Source organism: Pedobacter metabolipauper (assembly GCF_004362715.1).
Lineage (GTDB): Bacteria > Bacteroidota > Bacteroidia > Sphingobacteriales > Sphingobacteriaceae > Pedobacter > Pedobacter metabolipauper.
This window is the reverse complement of the sequence record NZ_SNYC01000004.1, coordinates 45147-62814: the sequence shown is the minus strand read 5'-3', so window position 1 is coordinate 62814 and position 17668 is coordinate 45147. Positions and strand designations below refer to the sequence as shown.

The window sequence follows — 17668 nt, the reverse complement described above, 5'->3', positions numbered from 1 at the left end:
GCTTAGGTTAAGTTGAGTTCTTTAATTTTACGGTATAAGGTGCGTTCAGAGATCCCAAGTTCCTGGGCGGCAAATTTACGCTTGCCCTTGTGTTTTTTCAAGGCTTTCTTGATCAGGTCTGACTCTTTATCGATTAAAGATAAAGATTCTTCAACTTCTTCCGCCTCATGGGTATAATTATAATCTACAGGCGTATTCTGTATGGGCTTTTTTATGGTAAATGTAGGCTCGTGACTGATCGTCTGGTCTACTTCCTGGTAGAGCTGGTTGATATAGTGCGGGTTGTCTGCCATAATATGCGACGTGTTCCCCCCGCTTTGAATAATCTCTGCAACCAGTTTTTTCAACTCCATCATGTCCTTTTTCATGTCAAAAAGAACCTTGTAAAGAATATCCCGTTCCGTATAGTCTTCTTTGCTGCTTCCATTAATAGCCATAGGCAGGTTCGTGGCGCTTTCATTGGGAATGTAATTCAATAAAGCAGCAGCATTCACATTCCGGTCTTTTTCAAGTACACAGATCTGTTCGGCAATATTTTTCAGCTGCCTTACATTTCCCGGCCAGCTGTAATTGCTTAACATTTGTATGGCATCAGGCTCAAGCTGAATACCAGGACTGCGGTATTTATCACTAAAGTCTGCAGAGAACTTGCGGAACAATAAATAGATATCTTCTTTACGTTCATGCAGTGCAGGGATGCGTAGCGGAACGGTATTGAGCCGGTAATAAAGATCCTCACGGAACTTGCCGGATTTAACGCGGTTGTATACATCCACATTGGTGGCGGCAACGATCCTGACATCTGTTTTTTGAACCTTGGAAGAGCCTACGCGAAGATATTCACCACTTTCAAGGATTCTCAACAACCTGGCTTGGGTGCCTAGCGGAAGTTCAGCCACCTCATCAAGAAATATGGTACCGCCATTGGCAACTTCAAAGTAACCTTTTCGGGCTTCATGAGCACCGGTAAAAGATCCTTTTTCGTGGCCAAACAATTCTGAGTCTATGGTTCCTTCCGGTATGGCTCCGCAGTTAACGGCTATAAAAGCACCGTGTTTCCGGGTACTCATCTGGTGGATAATATGAGAGAAAACCTCTTTACCACTACCACTTTCACCAGTAATTAAAACAGACATATCCGTTGGAGATACCTGTCTTGCTATATCTATTGCCCGGTTTAACAGCGGAGAACCTCCAATTATTCCGAAACGGTTTTTAATGTCTTGTATGTCCAAAATGAAGCGTATTTAATTAAACAATCTGAGGTTCTTCAACTACTGCAGTGCCCAGCAAAGTAGCAGAGGTACAACGGTCAATATGAACATAAGCATACTGTCCGGCCTCAATACCTTCAGCTGCAGGGAAAACAACCATGGCATTCTGGTCGTTTCGTCCACAAAGATCCTGATCTGATTTTTTGGAACTTCCTTCTACCAGGATCCTAACCGTTTTTCCAACAAATTGCTGTAAGCGGTAAAGAGAAGTTTCCTGCTGTTTTAAAAGTATTTCACTAAGCCTGCGTTTCTTAACTTCTTCAGGGATATCGTCAGCAAATTTACGGGCGGCCAGTGTACCGGGCCTTTCTGAGTAGCTGAACGTAAATGCAAAATCGTATTGTACATAATCCATGATACTCAGTGTTTCCCGGTGCTCTTCTTCCGTCTCTGTGCAAAAGCCAGCAATAATATCTGAAGAGATCGCACAATCCGGAATGATGCTGCGGATGGCGTCTATTCTGTTAATATACCACTCGCGGGTATAAGTACGGTTCATCAGCTCCAGTACCCTGCTGCTTCCGGATTGAACGGGCAGGTGAATGTAATTGCAAATATTGTCGTGCCGGGCAATGGCATATAAAACCTCGTCGGTAATGTCTTTAGGGTGCGATGTTGAAAAACGAACTCTAAGATCGGGACTAACCAGTGCAACTTTTTCTAAAAGCTGGGCAAAGTTCACTTCGATCCCTGCATCCTCATCTGCATCCTTGCCTTTCCATTTGTAAGAGTCAACATTCTGGCCAAGTAAAGTAACCTCCTTATAGCCCCTGTCAAACAAGTCCTGTGCTTCAGCGAGAATGGAATGCGGGTCTCTGCTTCTTTCGCGGCCCCTGGTAAACGGAACCACGCAGAAAGAGCACATGTTGTCACAACCCCGCATAATAGAAATGAAAGCAGTAATGCCGTTTCCATTTAAACGGACCGGACTAATATCGGCATAGGTTTCTTCGCGGGACAGCAATACGTTGATTGCCTTGTGGCCGCTTTCTACTTCATTCAATAACTGTGGAAGTTCACGGTAAGCATCAGGGCCAACCACAACATCAACAAGTTTCTCTTCTTCCAGAAATTTTGACTTTAAGCGTTCTGCCATACAACCAAGAACACCAACAATAAGCTTGGGGTTCCTGCGTTTTTCTGCACCGAACTGAGAAAGACGGTTACGGACCCGCTGCTCCGCATTTTCGCGGATCGAGCAGGTATTGATAAATACAACGTCAGCCTCTTTATAATCACCAGTCGTTTCAAAACCCTGGTCCAGTAAAATGGAAGCCACAATTTCGCTATCCGCAAAATTCATCTGGCATCCATAACTTTCAATATACAGTTTTCGGCCGTTGCGTACCCGTGGGGCATCAATAATCAAAGCCTCTCCCTGGCGCTCTTCATCGTGTGTCTTATCGGTAACCTGTAGATCAATCATAAATGGGTTAACATTTTTAATGGTCTCAAAAATACACAATTTAATTTATAAATGACAAATTGGCAGGGTGCTAAATAAAATTTGTTATTAGATTTTACACAATCGTTCGCTTCTTTACAAATTTCTGATCAAGGTACTGGATGATCAGAAAGCCGGCAATAACCGCAGCGATAATATATTTAACGGAGAACAGGAAAGAAAACAGGCGCAACGTCAATTCAGTTTGAAACCTATACAGGGCCAGACAAGAAATCATACTGATGGCTATAGCTACTGCAACCGCCAGAATCTGAGATTTAAAGCCTCCGGGGCTGGCATAGGCTATCCGGGTAACCCTCCCCGCGAAGCCAAACGGCAAGCTGATTTCCGGTTCTTTCTTCAATACTTCAAAAAGCCTAGTATAGGTATGGATATCTTTATCAGCGGCAATCATAGCCGCATCCACTTGCTTATTTTCCAGCATTTCCTGGATTTTCTGATCGTTAAGCGCTTCCATATTATTTCTCATCTTGCAAATACACTTCCAATTTTTCCTTTAATAATTTGCGTGCCCTGAACAGGTAATTTTTAATGGTCCCTTCGGGCATTCCCGTAATTTCCTGGATCTCTGCATATGAAAATTCCTGCAGGTGATACAAAGTTAATGCCGTACGGTAAGGCAGCGGCAGCTGGTCTATTAGATGATGCACATAAGCAGCAACATCTTTTTGGATCAGGATATGCTCAGGGGTCTCTTCACTAAAATGATACTGCTCAAGCAGCAGCTCATCATCATTGATCCGCCTCTGATTTTCGGTTTGGTATTTTCTGAGGTGGTTGATCGCCGTCAGGTAAGCAATCCGTGCAATCCAGGTGCTCAGTTTGGCATTAAAGCTAAACTTATGGATGCCCCTATGCACCTTAATGAATACTTCCTGGCAAACGTCCATCACATCATCCTCGCTCCTGATCAGTTTGCTGGTTACATAAAGAACCAGCTTTTCATATCGCATTACCAGGGCCTCAAAAGCTTTAGGGTCCCCCTGTAAAATTTTAGCAACGAGCTCCTTTTCCTGCAACATGACCATTAGACACGGGTAACCTCTTAAATGTTGCAGTTGCCAAAAATTAACGTATTTTCCAGAAATAGTTTCCAATTGCTGCAACATTTTAAAATGCAGCCGTGTCTACTGGGCAATTGTTCATCATCAAAAACGTATCATCATGCAATATTTAGAAAGCATATTAGTCTCCATATCCTTCTTCGCGGCAACCGTTATACTGGCTGTAGCTATTCTTAACTTCATCTTAAAAATGCGCCTCATCAATTCCGGCCAGTCAGATCCCGAGCTGTTAAAGCTATTGGGCAGCTCATTTGACCATAAGGTGGCCGCCTTGAAATGGGGGGTTATTTTATTGTTCGGTGGTATAGGTTTGGTTGTCATTTATTGTGTTCCGGATGCTCAAATACTCGAGTCGCCTTTGCCATATGGAATTGAGATGATCTTTGTCGCCATGGGCTTTCTGGCCTACTACCTGCTGGTGCGCAAAAAAAGCAACCCCTGATCAGATCATTAACCATTAAAACTTAACGCATCCAATCACACCAGCATTTTCCTGCTGATGGGAATGGTATGCCCATACTTTTTGTCTCATCAATCAACCAAATACTACATGAAAACATTTAAACCCGGTCCTGGTATCGTCCTGCTTTTAATACTGGCCAACATATTCGCCTTAAGCAAATGTGCAACGGCCCAAACAAACCCTGCTTTCTTTTCCGTTTCCGGGAAACTGGTCGACTCGTTGAGTAAAAGACCCGCGGCCTGGGTAACCATCAGTATTAAAGATCCAGCGCTTAAAAATATGGCGGCCGGGACTACCGACAGCAGCGGAAATTTTATCTTGCAGAAGCTCCCCGCTGGCAGTTATACACTCCATGTAGCGCGGATAGGCTACTTGAAAAAAGTAGTAGCATTAACGATTACAAATGCACATTCTGGTATGCGCTTAGACACGGCCTCAGGCACGAGCTCAGGGGCAGTCCCGCAGACCATAGATGTTGGTACCCTGGAGCTTCGGCCGGATGTGAAACAGTTGAAAGGGGTTGAGGTTACCTCAGCCAGGCCTTTGGTCCGGCAAGAGTCAGACCGGCTGGTATACGACCTGCAGTCAGATCCCGATAGTAAAGGAAGCAATCTGCTGGATATGATGCGTAAAGTCCCGTTTGTTTCGGTAGATGCAGATCAGAATATCCTGTTAAAGAACAATTCCAGCTTTCAGATCTTTATCAACGGTAAGCCGTCGGCACTGGTGACACATAATCCAAAGGAAGTATTGCGGAGCATGCCGGCGTCTGCCATTCAAAAGATAGAGGTGATCACCAATCCGCCGGCAAAATATGATGCAGAAGGATTTGCGGGTATTATTAATATCGTAACCAATAAGAAGCCGGGCGATGGGTATAGCGGCACCTTAAACTTTAATGAGGCCTTTCCGGCGGGCGGCCCCGGCATTGGCACATCATTCAACGCTAAAGCGGGTAAGCTTGGGGTTTCTGTATTTGCCGGCGGATCGCTGGCTAAAGTACCGGTAACGCTCAATGCGTTACAAAGAAATACAACGGGTACAACCATGACCAGTTTAATTCAAAACGGAGACCGCAGGTCGAATTCAAATACCGGTTATTTTGGTTCAGACATCAGCTATGAATGGAGTGATCTGAGGCTCATTTCCGTACAATTTAATCTCAGCAGAAATAGCAACAGAGAAATCTTTAACCTACAGTCTGATCTTCACGCGCTCAATGCTTCGGTTTTGGAATCCTACCGTTTGAAGAATAAATTTAAAGGGAATGGCGCCGGACTGGATGCTTCACTAAATTATCAGATCGGCTTTAAATCAAGCAAGAGTAAGCTGCTTACGTTCTCTTACCGGTATAGCAGTTATGCAAACGAAAACAATAACCAGCTAGAGATAGGCGAACAGGTAAATTATCCGTTAAGCGGTTACGCTCAGGAAAATGAAGCCGGTTCGGATGAACATACAATGCAGGGCGATTATGTAACGGCATTTAAAAAATGGGTTTTTGAGTCAGGTGCAAAGGTCATCTTAAGGGGCAACAAGAGTGATTATGCCTACCGCATCATGAACGCATCAAGCGGACAGCTTGAAACAGACCCCCTCAACGGGAACAACTTTAGTCTTGCACAGGATGTTCTGGCTGGCTATACCTCTATTGGCTATACCGGTAAGCAGGTAAGTGTTAAAGGCGGAGTCCGTTTGGAAGAGACCCTGGTAAGCGGAGACATTAAACAAGATTATCTGCATGTGGTGCCATCACTATCCGTTGGGTTACAGCTTACAGGAAGCAACAGCCTGAATGCCGGGTTTTCACAGCGGTTAAAAAGACCCGGTATTAACCGCTTAAACCCATTTACCGACCGCAGTAATCCGAGTTTCGAATCCAGTGGGAATCCGGGTCTGCGCCCATCCTTAATCAATAATTTGATGTTGGTCTATAATAAAAATGGAAAATTATCAGTGAACCTGGGCCTCGGTTATTCGATGTTCAATAACCTCGATTTTAGAATATTTATATACGATGCCAACACTCGCATCACATCCAGTACCTACGCAAATGTTGGAAAGGGAACTGCATTAAGCACTGACCTTTACCTCGCATTTAACGCCACAAAGACGGTTTCATTTAACTTTAACGGCAATTTAACACATTTGGATCTGGTCCGGCACGGAACAGAACTTCCGGAAACAAAAGGGTTATATCACAACTTTACCGTCAGCAGCAGCATCCGGCCTGCATCCCTATGGAGATTAAATGCAAACCTGAATGTAATTGGCAAAAGCCCGGTCTCAAAATCCGTCCAGTCGATCAATAAGGCACAGGTCAATACCTCGTTCAGCAGCAGCCACGGACTTATTAAAGACAAGCTGAGCCTAACAGCAACATTAAACAACCCATTTAAAAAATTCAGGGATAATAAGGTGCAGACCACAGGACTGGGTTTTCTGGAAAACAGTACCGGTCAGCAGTATTTCAGGAATTATAAGTTCAGCCTCAACTATAATTTTGGCAGGTTAAAAGATACACCGAAAAAGACCAGGCGCGGGATAAAGAACGATGATGTTTCAAATTAGAGAATGCAGCCGGATCAACTAACGCAATTATTTGATAAAAATTTAAAAATAGTATGAAATCATATAGGACCTTTTAGATTTTCTGTTGTCATGTAAGCAGAAATCGGGAAGTAATCCATGTTAAAAACAATATTTTCAAAGCGTAAAAGAGAGCAGTATGGCTGGTTTGGCGATTATCCGTCCTGGTCTAAGGTAACTTCTGCTGCCGGGGGTTATGACTCGGATATCATTCTGCAAAAAACCAAAGATTCATTATTGAAGGTAAAAGCAGGAGAGGCAGTATACGAGCGGGATTCTGTAATCTTTAATGAGAAAGAATATCCGTATTCGCTACTGGCTTATTTAATGCTTAGCGTCACTATAAAAAAACGCCCATTACACATTCTTGATTTTGGGGGTTCTCTGGGCAGCACCTATTACCAGATCAAAGATTTCCTTACTTCAGATAAATGTGCCAGTTGGAATGTAGTTGAGCAGGAACATTACGTAGCCTGCGGTAAAGCAAATTTTGAAGATGATACATTAAAGTTCTACAACTCAATTGATGAATGCTATGCAGACAAAGACATTGATTTTGTACTGCTGTCAAGCTCGGTTCAGTATTTACCGGAGCCGCATGTGTTTCTTAAAAAACTGGCTACCTATAACTTTGATTTCCTGCTGTTTGACAGAACTGCATTTAGCTATACATCAGATGATCGTTTAACCTTGCAAATTGTTCCGCCAGAAATTTATCCGGCATCCTATCCTGCATGGTTTTTCCATGAGGAGTTTTTTTTAAGTCACTTTTCTGATCAGTATAAAGTTGTAGCAGAGTTTCCGTCCTATGTAAACGGAGAAGCTGTGATGTACATAGACGCAAAACCTGCGGGAGCTAACAAAGGATTTTATTTAATTAATATTTCGCAACATGCTTAAATTCTGTACCCTGTTTAATACGGCCTACCTGTCAAGAGGTTTGGCAATGTACAATTCATTAGAAGAGCAGTGTGCGGATTTTCACCTGTATATCTTCGCTTTTGATCATCATTGTTATGATCTGCTTAGCGGCCTTAATCTTCCGCATGCCACTATTGTAAGCTTAAGGCAATTTGAGAATGACAGGTTGCTGGCCGTAAAAAAAGAAAGAAGTGCCGGCGAATATTGCTGGACTTGCGCTTCGTCTACCATAAAATATTGTATTGATACATTCAATTTAGACCACTGTACCTATGTTGATGCAGACCTGTTGTTTTTCAATGATCCGGCCGTTCTGCTGGCAGAGATGGGAACAAAGTCTGTTATGATTACCGAACACAGGTACACTAAACGCTATGATCAATCCATAACAAGTGGCATCTATTGCGTGCAGTTTATGACATTTAAAAATACGGGAGAAGGCATGGAGGTACTTAACTGGTGGGTTGAAGCCTGTTTAGAATGGTGTTTTAACCGATTTGAAGATGGTAAATTTGGAGATCAAAAGTACCTCGATGATTGGATCAGCAGATTTAGTACAGTTCACGTGTTGCAACATCTGGGGGGTGGCGTTGCCCCCTGGAATGTTCAACAATATACCTTCAAAGAAAAACATGGAAAAATTACAGGCCATGAGGGTATAACCCATAAATCCTTTGATCTCGTATTTTACCACTATCATGATTTCCAGTATACACTTAATGATAGTTACAGCCTTTCAAATGAAGTCTATAATTTATCAAGAAACCCAATAAAACACATTTACAGGCCATATAGTCTGGCCCTTTCAAAAGCAGAATCGTTAATTAGCGATTACAGCCAGGATATTGTATCTCATGAAGTTACCAATGATATTCAATATGTACGTAAGGTTACCGGCAGGTCTATTCTGTTCTTTCTAAGGGGCTATTACAAGAATTTCTACAAAAAAAATGCACTGAACTATGGCTTCCTTAATTAATTTAAAAACGTTTACCGATAGCCGGGGTAATCTTACGGTTATAGAAAAAGTAGTCCCATTTGATATCAAACGGATTTTTTATATCTATGGAGTCGACAATTCTGAGCGCGGCGGCCACAGGCATCATGAAACCATTCAGGCTGCAATCTGTATTCGCGGTCATTGCATCATTTATAATAACAATGGGAAAGATGAATCTTCATTTATATTAGATTCTCCGGATAAATGCCTGCTGATCCAGCCTGAAGACTGGCATTCAATGCACAGCTTTAGTGATGATGCCATACTAATGGTGCTGGCATCCGAGTATTTTGAATCTAACGATTATATCTATACCCCATATCCACAATATGAATACCATCGAGTATGAGAACCTGTTCTTATTGAATGAGCCTTTTATGGAACGCTATCAGGAAAGTTTTACCGATAGTTTAAATAAAGGATGGTTCGTTCTTGGAAACAAGGTAACTACTTTTGAACAGGAGTTTGCAGCCTATTGCGGAAACAGTTATTGTGCAGGACTGGCCTCAGGTTTAGATGCGTTAGTGCTGGCATTAAGATACTTTGAATTTCCAGAAGGATCTGAAGTGATCGTTCCGTCAAATACATATATTGCAACCATCCTTGCAATTTACCACAATGGACTGGTGCCTGTGCTGGTAGAGCCAGACCTGAATACCTATAACATCGATCCGTTAAAGATTGAAGAAAAGATCAGCTCTTTAACCCGGGCAATCATGGTCGTTCACCTTTATGGTAAATCTTGTGATATGGATCCGATCCTGGGTATTGCAGAGAAAAATAACCTTAAGGTGATAGAAGATTGTGCACAATCTCATGGGGCAACCTATAAAGGAAAAAAGACAGGAACCTTTGGCAATTTTGGTGCATTTAGCTTTTATCCAACAAAGAACCTTGGCGCATTGGGCGATGGAGGGGCGCTGTTGTCAGCAGATGCCGAAGCCATAGTTCAAATAAAAGCGCTTCGTAATTATGGCTGTCATGAAAAATATTACAATAAGTATATTGGAATAAACTCCAGGCTGGATGAAATACAAGCAGGCTTCCTGTCTGTTAAACTTACATCTCTTGATGCCATCAACAGCCATAAGAAAAAACTTGCCCAAATTTATCAGGAAGGTTTAAAGTCTGATTTTATACTTCCGGTGCAGCATCCGGATTACGATGATGTGTATCACATCTATTCAATCAGACATCCTGAAAGAGATAAATTAAGAACACACTTATTAAAAAATAACATTAAAACAGAAATACATTACCCGGTTCCTCCCCATCGTCAGGAAGCATTAAAGAACAGGCTAAAAGGGGCCTATCCAATTTCAGAAGCCATTCATCAGACAACATTAAGTCTGCCAGTCTCCTATTTCCACACTGCAGAGCAGGTTAAACAGGTTGTTGCTGTGATGAATGCATTTTAAAAGGTTGCAATATTATATAAGATTTTAGTATTTTGGTCCTTAGTTAAAATACGAGTGATGTGGGATTATACAACTAAGGGATTTATATCAAAAACGATTGCTGTTTTAATGTTTGTTACACTGGCGTCTTGTAAAAAGGAAGAGTCTGCAGAACAGGTACGGATCAAGGCTCCGGTAAGAACATACCAGGTAACAGCAAGGATTGACAAAAAAGGAACAAACAGCAGTTCTACTGGAACAGCGGTGCTTAAAGGCGTATACGATGAGGAGACCAAAATATTCAGCTATGCGCTTGAATATAAGGATATATCTCCGGTGTTAATTACGCTCAGGAGCGGTGCAAAGGGTACTACAGGAACGGTAGTGAAAGAACTATTTAGTACCAGCAAATCCGGAGATGTCCCTTTAGATGGCAAACTTACCCTGAGTCCTTTGCAGGAACGTACCTTGCTAAAAGGACAATGGTTTGTGGTACTATACAATACATTAATGGCTCCTGAAATTTCAGGTTACCTCACGTTAAAGCAACAATAAGGTGATATGAAAGATATTCAGGTGCTTTTTGAAGAAGATAAACAATTATTAGAGGCCATTAAACAGCACGATAAAAAGCAGTTTGAGGTACTCTATAAAAAATATTATAAGCAGTTATTTGCTGTAGCCTACAGGTATGTCGGACAGCAGGAAGTTGCAGAAGAAATTGTTCACGATGTGTTTATTATCATCTGGAGTAAGATAGACAGCCTGGTCATTAAACAATCTGTGAAAAGTTATTTGTTTAGGTCGGTCATTAATTCGGCATTAAACGTCATTAAAAAAGAAAAAATGGATGCACAAAAACAACTGGCATATATGACTATTCAGGATAATGAAGCCTCAGATGAGGTTATACATGAAACTGAAGAAGCATTACTGAGCAGCCTTGAACAGGCTCTTGAGCTATTGCCGGCAAAGTGCAAACAGGTCATGTATCTGAGCCGTTTTGGAAAATTGAAACAGCATGAGATAGCAGCACAGCTGGATATATCTATCAAAACAGTGAAAAATCACCTAACCTATGGTTTTCAAAAGCTTAGGGAACATCTGGAAAAGCATAAACAAGTTGTCGTTTCCTTATTGATACTATTAACAATACTAACGCCTTAAACATCTCCCTCATGAAAGAATTTGAAACTAACCAAGAACCAATGTACGATCTGATCCTTGAAGATCTGGACCTTACCATATCTCCGGAAGATAAGCTGCTCCTGCAAAAATGGAGAGATGAAGATCCGGGAAATGAAAAGATATATCAGGACTTTTTGACCGTTCAGCTAAACGTAGATAAGCTGTATGCAAAACAAGGATATGACCCGCAGCTATCCTGGGAATCCCTTGACCGTAAACTGGAACAGTTTGATGGTACTGAAAAAGCAGTAGTTATGACTCCGCATTTTTCTGGCGTTGTTAACGATACTGACGCCAGGGGTAAGTCTGGTGATAAAACCTTTAAGCCAGCATGGAACTTAAATATGATCTCCAGAATTGCCGCAGTTTTATTGGTTTTTGTTGGGGTTGGCTATTATCTTACATCGGTTTATGGATACGAAGTAATCAGCACCAGCAGTAATGCCGCCATGACACAGGTTGTTCTTCCGGATGGTACCCAGGTTAATTTAAATGCAGCTACCACCATTAAATATGATAAAACCAACTTCCTCACCAATAGAAAGCTGGAACTGATCAGGGGAGAGATATTTGTTCAGGTAGTAAAACACGATGCCCATCAGTTCAGTGTAGTTGCTGCAGAAGTGGAGGCTAAAGATATTGGCACCAGTTTCAATGTAATGAACAACAATGATCTGATCACTGTTATAGTGGAAGAGGGTAAAGTGGCATTAAATCATGCTTCTTCAAATAGCAATGTACTGTTGGTTCCAGGTAAATTAGGAATCTTTGACCGTAAGAGTAAAAAGCTGAGTGCAACAGATAATCTAGACCTGAATTACAAAGCCTGGATGGATAAAAAGTTTATTTTCCAGGAAATGCCTTTAAAAGAAGTTGTGGTGCAGTTAGCGGATGTTTATAAAATGCCGATCGTAATCCAGAGTGAGGCGTTAAAAAGCAGGAAATTTACAGACAGAACGATGCAATATCAAACATTAGATAGTGCACTTGCTGTAATTTCTGCATCTTTGCAATGCAAGATCACAAAAGAAAAGGGTACTTATGTTTTTAAGGATAATTAGGCGGCTCTCGTTTTTAATTGTTCCATTTTTATTTTTAATAACAACTGGTAATCTTATTGCCCAAACCCGCAATTCTTTTAAGTTACCGGTTACCATCAATCTGCCTGCAGATTCCCTCATCAAAAACATCCTCAGACTGGAATTGAAGATCGGAGAAAATTTTGCCTTTGATCCTGACCAGCTTCGGCCTTACCGCACCATTGAACACCGCTTTGTTCAAACTCCGCTTGAAAACATCCTTGAAAAATTACTGGAGGGTACAAATCTTGAATTTAACCGGGTTGGGAACTCCATTGTAATTGCCCCCCGAAAACTAAATACCTATACCATACACGGCCACATCCGTGATAACTCCAATGGAGAAGAAATGATCGGTGCAACCGTGCAGATCCCGTCTTTACAGGTCGGTGTAACTACCAACCAGTATGGTTTTTATTCCATTTCCGTTCCTGAGGGCAATTACCAGCTCTTGGTTTCATACCCGGGTTATCAGCCGTATAAAAAGAATATCCATCTGTATCAAAATGTGCAGGAAGAAATCGAACTGTCCCTTTTGGTTCATCAACTGGAAGAAGTGACGATTAAACAATCCAATGTTACCCCCAATCCAATATTACTGAATGAGCAGAACCTTGCTGTAAAGCAATTAAACAATGCGTCATATTATGCCGGAGAAACGGATGTAATGAAACGGCTGCAAATGCTAAACGGGATAAAGTCGATCACAGAAGGCAGTTCAGGTTTGTTTGTAAGGGGAGGTAATGCCGATCAGAATCTGATCCTGCTGGATGAGGCTGTAGTATATAACCCTTCCCATTTATATGGATTGGTTTCCGTATTTAATCCGGATGCAGTTAACAATATCCAGGTTTACCGGGATTATATGCCTGCCAATTTTGGCGGCAGGCTTTCTTCTGTTATCGTAAACCGGATGGCAGAGGGAAACAGTAAAGAATTTCATATCAATGGCGGTCTGAATTTATTATCCGCGCGGATTGCTGCCGAAGGACCATTGGTTAAAGACAAAGGGTCTTTCATTGTTGCCTATAGAAGAAGCTTGCTGGATGTGTTCCACAATGAGTTTAAGCTGTTTAATCCGAGATCGGTCTATTATGATGTGAATGCGAAGGTGAATTATAAGGTAGATAAGGATAACAGTGTATTTCTTTCCGCCTACCTGGGTAAAGACCATTTGGTATCTGAAGATGGTTATGCCAACGATTGGGGCAACTTAACCGCTACACTCCGCTGGAACCATATTTTTAATTCCAGATTATTCTTAAATGCGTCAGCAATTTATAGCAATTACAGCAATTTGCTCGACCTGAATTCAGATACCCTTTCCGAAAAAAGCCAATGGAGCACCGGAGTAAGGGATCTCACCTTAAAAGCCGATTATACGTATTACCGCAGCCCCACCAACCAGATTAAGTTTGGCATAGCAAGTACTTACCACGTATTTATGCCCGGAGAAATGTACCGGCAGGCGTTTGAATTTAATATCGCAAGGGACAGATCTGTTGAGTCGGCAGTTTATTACGCGCAGCAGATCAACCTGAATAAATCTTTCGAACTCAATTACGGTCTGCGGGTCGGCTTCTTCTACAATTCACAAGAGAAGCCAAATATTTTTGATGAACAGGGAAACCTGGTTAAGGAAAATGAGATCTCTACCTTCTTAAACCCGGAACCCCGCATCAACCTCAGCTATTTGCCGTCGCCCAATAAACGGATCTTCATTACCTATAACCTCAACTATCAATATCTGCAGCTTGTACAAAACAGTATCCTGGCGTTCTCATCCCTGGAACCATGGCTTCCGGCCTCAGCCACAATTAAGCCTCAGCGGGCCAACCAACTCTCTTTAGGTTACCGGTATGCCCCCCGGCACTTTGTGTTTTCTGCAGGTACCTATTACAAGAAACTGGATCATCAGCCAGAACTGATTGGCCATGCGCAAATTATCAGGAATCCGGATGTCAGAAATCAGATCCGTTCCGGAAGGTCTAATGCGTATGGGGTAGAAATGGAAGTCACCAGATCAGAAGGCCGCTTGTCCGGAACTTTATCGTATAGTTATTCCCGGGTATTCCGGAAAATTCCGGACATCAACGATGGTGAAGAATTTATCGCCAATTATGATATTCCTCATGAATTAAAGCTGAATGCCAGGTTTGGCATCACAGAACAGCTTTCCGTACAAACGTTCTTTACCTATTCAACAGGCAGGCCGCTCACGCTTCCCGTTGGTTATTACCAGCACGATGGTCTCAATATACCGATCTTTGAAGGGCGGAATAAATCCAGGTTTCCTGATTTTAGCAGGCTGGATCTTTCCGCAGAATACCAGTTTAAATCGAGATTATCCAGAAACCGCACCTTCTTTAGTACCGTATCTATTGGGGCATATAATTTATATAACCAGAAAAATCCATTATATTACCGTCTAAATTCGTCTGCTATTGAACGGCAGACACCAACAGTGGAGTATGGCTTCGGTTTTTATCCGTGGATTGCCTATAGCTTTAAACTTTAACATGAAAAGGTTTTCAATATATTGTTTCACTCTGGTGTTACTGCTTGCCGGCTGTAGCAAAAACCCGCTTGAAGAAGATCTTTTTGTAAAACCGGTGCGCACTTACGATATGGCTGTTGAGGGTGGATTTAATACCTATTCCCTGTTTCAATACATTCGCCTTACCAAACCTGCCTTATTTCCGGATTCTGCACCAACACCAATCAGAAAGGCTACAGTAACCATCAGCGATGGAAAAACAGCGATCGTTTTAAGAGAAGGCCAGCCTGGTATCTATATTGGAATAAATGGAAGAACAGATCCAAGTTATAACAGTCCTTATACACTGACCATTAAGTACAATGATAAAACCTACACGGCAGTAGATACCTTAAGGCAGGTTGTAAATATTATTGACGATTTTTTGCCTTTATCCACACGGACCGTAAACAATCAGGTGATCGGAACCATTCCAAAGCATACCTTTGGGTACCTCAATGCCAACAAGTGGTATTTTTCCTATTCAAATATCCCAGCCTGGACTCCGGGCAGGTTTGACATTACCGAGAATTACAGCTATACGCATTTGCTCGGCTCACCCAACTCCCTCTATCCGCTCAGCAACCTGAAGCGGACATTTACACTCGCACCGAATGACTTCATTTCTATCTATAAGATCTCGTTGTCAGAAGGATATTCCAGGTACCTGTATTCTGTATTCATGGAGACCGACTGGAGTGGGCTTTTTTCCGGAGTTCCGGTTAATGTTCAGGGGAATTTCTCCGGAGGAAATGTTCAGGGATACTTCTCTGCTGTAGATGTCGATAACCGAACCTACAGCGCAAAAGAGCTTTAGCTAAATGTTGGCCTTGATATTGCATAGGTTTTCCTATAACAATTGAGGGATGGCGGTAACTAAACAAAAAAAATACAAAATATTAAAGTGGGTAGGTGGAATTTTAGGGTTCCTGATCTTAATTGTGGCAGGAGTATCCATTTATTTCAGTGCAAAATGGAAACCCTTGCTAACCGAAAAGATAAAGACCGGGGTCTATGAAGGTTCAAACGGATTATACCGGATTGACTTTAAAGATATACACCTGAACCTGGTTACGGGCAGTGCTTCCCTTAATGAGGTATCGTTGATACCTGATACGGCCGCCTTTAACCGGCTTAAGGCGGTTAAGCTAGCCCCGGCGCATTTATTTGAAATCAAACTGGCCGCCCTAAAATTAAACCGCATCGGCATCCTTACCGCCTATTTTAAAAAGCGGGTAGAGATGAATTCCATCATTCTTGACCATCCGTCTATCCGGATCATTCATCACCAGGTGGCTAAAAGACCAGATACCGTTAAAGATGAACGAACCTTATATCAGCAAATCTCAAAAACCCTTAAGTTAATACATATAAAAGCGATCAAAATTGTTGATGCCGATTTGGATTACATCAATGGGGCAACAATGAAGCCGCTTAATTCGATTAAACACCTAACTGTAAATGTGCAGGATCTGCTGATCGATTCTGTTTCACAGTCAGACACTACACGTTTTTATTATACAAAGGATATCAATTTCCAGTTAACAGGATACCGGTCTACCGGCAAAGATAAAATGTATACCATGAAGGTAGATACCATCAGTGGCTCAACTGCAGGAAAATATATCCGGGTAGTTGGATTTCAGATGATCCCCCTTCATCCCGACCTGGCTTTTACACGGATGTATAAATATGGGAAGGACCGCTATGATCTTAATTTTGATCACATTAGTTTTGCCGGTGTAGATTTTATCCGGTTAAATACAGAAGGCAGCCTGCATGCTACGGCCTTAAAGATCGGGCCCGCAAAAGCAGGGATCTTTGTAAACCGTGAACTGCCACCTCCGCCAAATTTGAATAAAGTACAGAATTTTCCGCATGTAGCGCTTAAAAGGCTGCCTATGCCAACACATATTGATACCATAAAACTGACCAATATTGATGTAGCCTATACCGAGTATAATCCGATCAGCCAGAAAAGGGGCACCGTATATTTTCAGAATTTTGGAGGTAACATTCTTAACGTAACCAATGATTCCAGTCAGCTGGCAAAGAACAATCATGCCATTGCTGATTTTCATGCCATGGTTATGAAAACCAGTCGCATTGACATCCATATCGACTTTAACCTTACCGCAGAAAATGCTGCATTTACCTATAAAGGAGAGGTTGCACCCATGGACATGCTGGTTTTAAACCCGGTTGGAAAGAATATGGGCCTTGTTGAAATTGAAAGCGGAAAAATGCGCAAAACGACATTTGATATTAAAGCCAACCGTTCAGGTTCTTCGGGTACAGTAATGTTTCTTTATAACGACCTTAAAATAAAACTGCTCAAAGAAGGAGAAGATGGAGAACCCGCTAAAAAGAAAGGCTTCCTTTCATTCCTTGCCAACAACCTGCTCATCAAAGACAACAATCCCGATAAGGGAAAAGCACCAAGAATTGCCAATATTACTTTTCAGCGTACACCAGCAGCGTCATTTTTTAACCTGCTTTGGAAAAGTGTTTTTATAGGTATGCGTGAAAATATCGGACTTGGAATTGTTCCGGTAAAAACACCCGAACAAGGCCTGGAAAAAATAAAAGATAAGAAAAAAGAACGCCAGGAAAAAAAGGCTGAAAGAAAACGTAAAAAAGAAGCGAAGGAATAGTGCATCTCAATCAATAATTGTATCTTGTAATATAAACA

At 41.9% G+C, this 17668-nt stretch carries 16 protein-coding genes; 12 read left to right on the top strand and 4 right to left on the bottom strand.

The genetic code is table 11. From position 1 onward, the window contains the following. Positions 1–2 precede the first annotated feature (2 nt). The 4 genes from ATK78_RS06850 to ATK78_RS06835 all read right to left on the bottom strand — a co-directional run bounded on the left by ATK78_RS06850 (position 3) and on the right by ATK78_RS06835 (position 3767). Entirely contained in the window at positions 3–1235 is a 1233-nt protein-coding gene (locus tag ATK78_RS06850; RefSeq protein ID WP_133575358.1) for a sigma-54 interaction domain-containing protein, read from the bottom strand. A 16-nt stretch (positions 1236–1251) separates the two neighbouring features. Continuing rightward, a complete protein-coding gene (gene miaB / locus ATK78_RS06845) occupies positions 1252–2700 on the bottom strand; it encodes a tRNA (N6-isopentenyl adenosine(37)-C2)-methylthiotransferase MiaB (RefSeq protein ID WP_133575357.1) in 1449 nt (482 codons plus the stop codon). A gap of 94 nt (positions 2701–2794) precedes the next feature. Then, entirely contained in the window at positions 2795–3196 is a 402-nt protein-coding gene (locus tag ATK78_RS06840; RefSeq protein ID WP_133575356.1) for a hypothetical protein, read from the bottom strand. Position 3197: 1 nt separating this feature from the next. Continuing rightward, entirely contained in the window at positions 3198–3767 is a 570-nt protein-coding gene (locus ATK78_RS06835; RefSeq protein WP_208112321.1) for an RNA polymerase sigma factor, read from the bottom strand. A gap of 136 nt (positions 3768–3903) precedes the next feature. Here ATK78_RS06835 and ATK78_RS06830 point away from each other — a divergent pair, with 136 nt between their 5' ends. The 12 genes from ATK78_RS06830 to ATK78_RS06775 all read left to right on the top strand — a co-directional run bounded on the left by ATK78_RS06830 (position 3904) and on the right by ATK78_RS06775 (position 17630). Further along, positions 3904–4245 carry a hypothetical protein gene (locus ATK78_RS06830; RefSeq protein ID WP_133575355.1) on the top strand — a complete coding sequence of 114 codons (342 nt, stop codon included), beginning with the start codon at positions 3904–3906 and terminating at the stop codon, positions 4243–4245. A 108-nt stretch (positions 4246–4353) separates the two neighbouring features. Continuing rightward, positions 4354–6837 carry an outer membrane beta-barrel family protein gene (locus tag ATK78_RS06825; protein ID WP_166664845.1) on the top strand — a complete coding sequence of 828 codons (2484 nt, stop codon included), beginning with the start codon at positions 4354–4356 and terminating at the stop codon, positions 6835–6837. A gap of 117 nt (positions 6838–6954) precedes the next feature. Then, a complete protein-coding gene (locus tag ATK78_RS06820; RefSeq protein ID WP_133575353.1) occupies positions 6955–7755 on the top strand; it encodes a TIGR04325 family methyltransferase in 801 nt (266 codons plus the stop codon). Beyond that, positions 7748–8755: a glycosyl transferase gene (locus ATK78_RS06815; RefSeq protein WP_133575352.1), complete on the top strand. Its 1008-nt coding sequence runs from the start codon at positions 7748–7750 to the stop codon at positions 8753–8755. Before ATK78_RS06820 ends, ATK78_RS06815 begins: the two co-directional genes overlap by 8 nt. Beyond that, positions 8739–9125: a sugar 3,4-ketoisomerase gene (locus ATK78_RS06810; protein ID WP_133575351.1), complete on the top strand. Its 387-nt coding sequence runs from the start codon at positions 8739–8741 to the stop codon at positions 9123–9125. The genes ATK78_RS06815 and ATK78_RS06810 overlap by 17 nt, the downstream gene beginning before the upstream one ends. Then, on the top strand, positions 9106–10194 hold the full coding sequence (locus ATK78_RS06805) for a DegT/DnrJ/EryC1/StrS family aminotransferase (RefSeq protein WP_133575350.1): 1089 nt from the start codon (positions 9106–9108) through the stop codon (positions 10192–10194). The genes ATK78_RS06810 and ATK78_RS06805 overlap by 20 nt, the downstream gene beginning before the upstream one ends. A gap of 57 nt (positions 10195–10251) precedes the next feature. Beyond that, positions 10252–10728 (top strand): CHRD domain-containing protein, encoded by a 477-nt coding sequence (locus tag ATK78_RS06800; RefSeq protein WP_133575349.1) that lies wholly within the window; start codon positions 10252–10254, stop codon positions 10726–10728. A 6-nt stretch (positions 10729–10734) separates the two neighbouring features. Then, entirely contained in the window at positions 10735–11340 is a 606-nt protein-coding gene (locus ATK78_RS06795) for an RNA polymerase sigma factor (RefSeq protein ID WP_133575348.1), read from the top strand. An 11-nt stretch (positions 11341–11351) separates the two neighbouring features. Continuing rightward, complete coding sequence (locus ATK78_RS06790; RefSeq protein WP_133575347.1) at positions 11352–12422, top strand: FecR family protein; 1071 nt, start codon at positions 11352–11354, stop codon at positions 12420–12422. Then, the gene (locus ATK78_RS06785; protein ID WP_133575346.1) at positions 12403–14958 is read left to right on the top strand and encodes a TonB-dependent receptor; all 2556 of its coding nucleotides are present in this window, start codon (positions 12403–12405) and stop codon (positions 14956–14958) included. Before ATK78_RS06790 ends, ATK78_RS06785 begins: the two co-directional genes overlap by 20 nt. A 1-nt stretch (position 14959) precedes the next feature. Beyond that, the gene (locus tag ATK78_RS06780) at positions 14960–15793 is read left to right on the top strand and encodes a DUF4249 family protein (protein ID WP_133575345.1); all 834 of its coding nucleotides are present in this window, start codon (positions 14960–14962) and stop codon (positions 15791–15793) included. Between the two features lie 49 nt (positions 15794–15842). Beyond that, complete coding sequence (locus ATK78_RS06775; protein WP_133575344.1) at positions 15843–17630, top strand: AsmA family protein; 1788 nt, start codon at positions 15843–15845, stop codon at positions 17628–17630. The last annotated feature ends 38 nt before the right edge of the window (positions 17631–17668 follow it).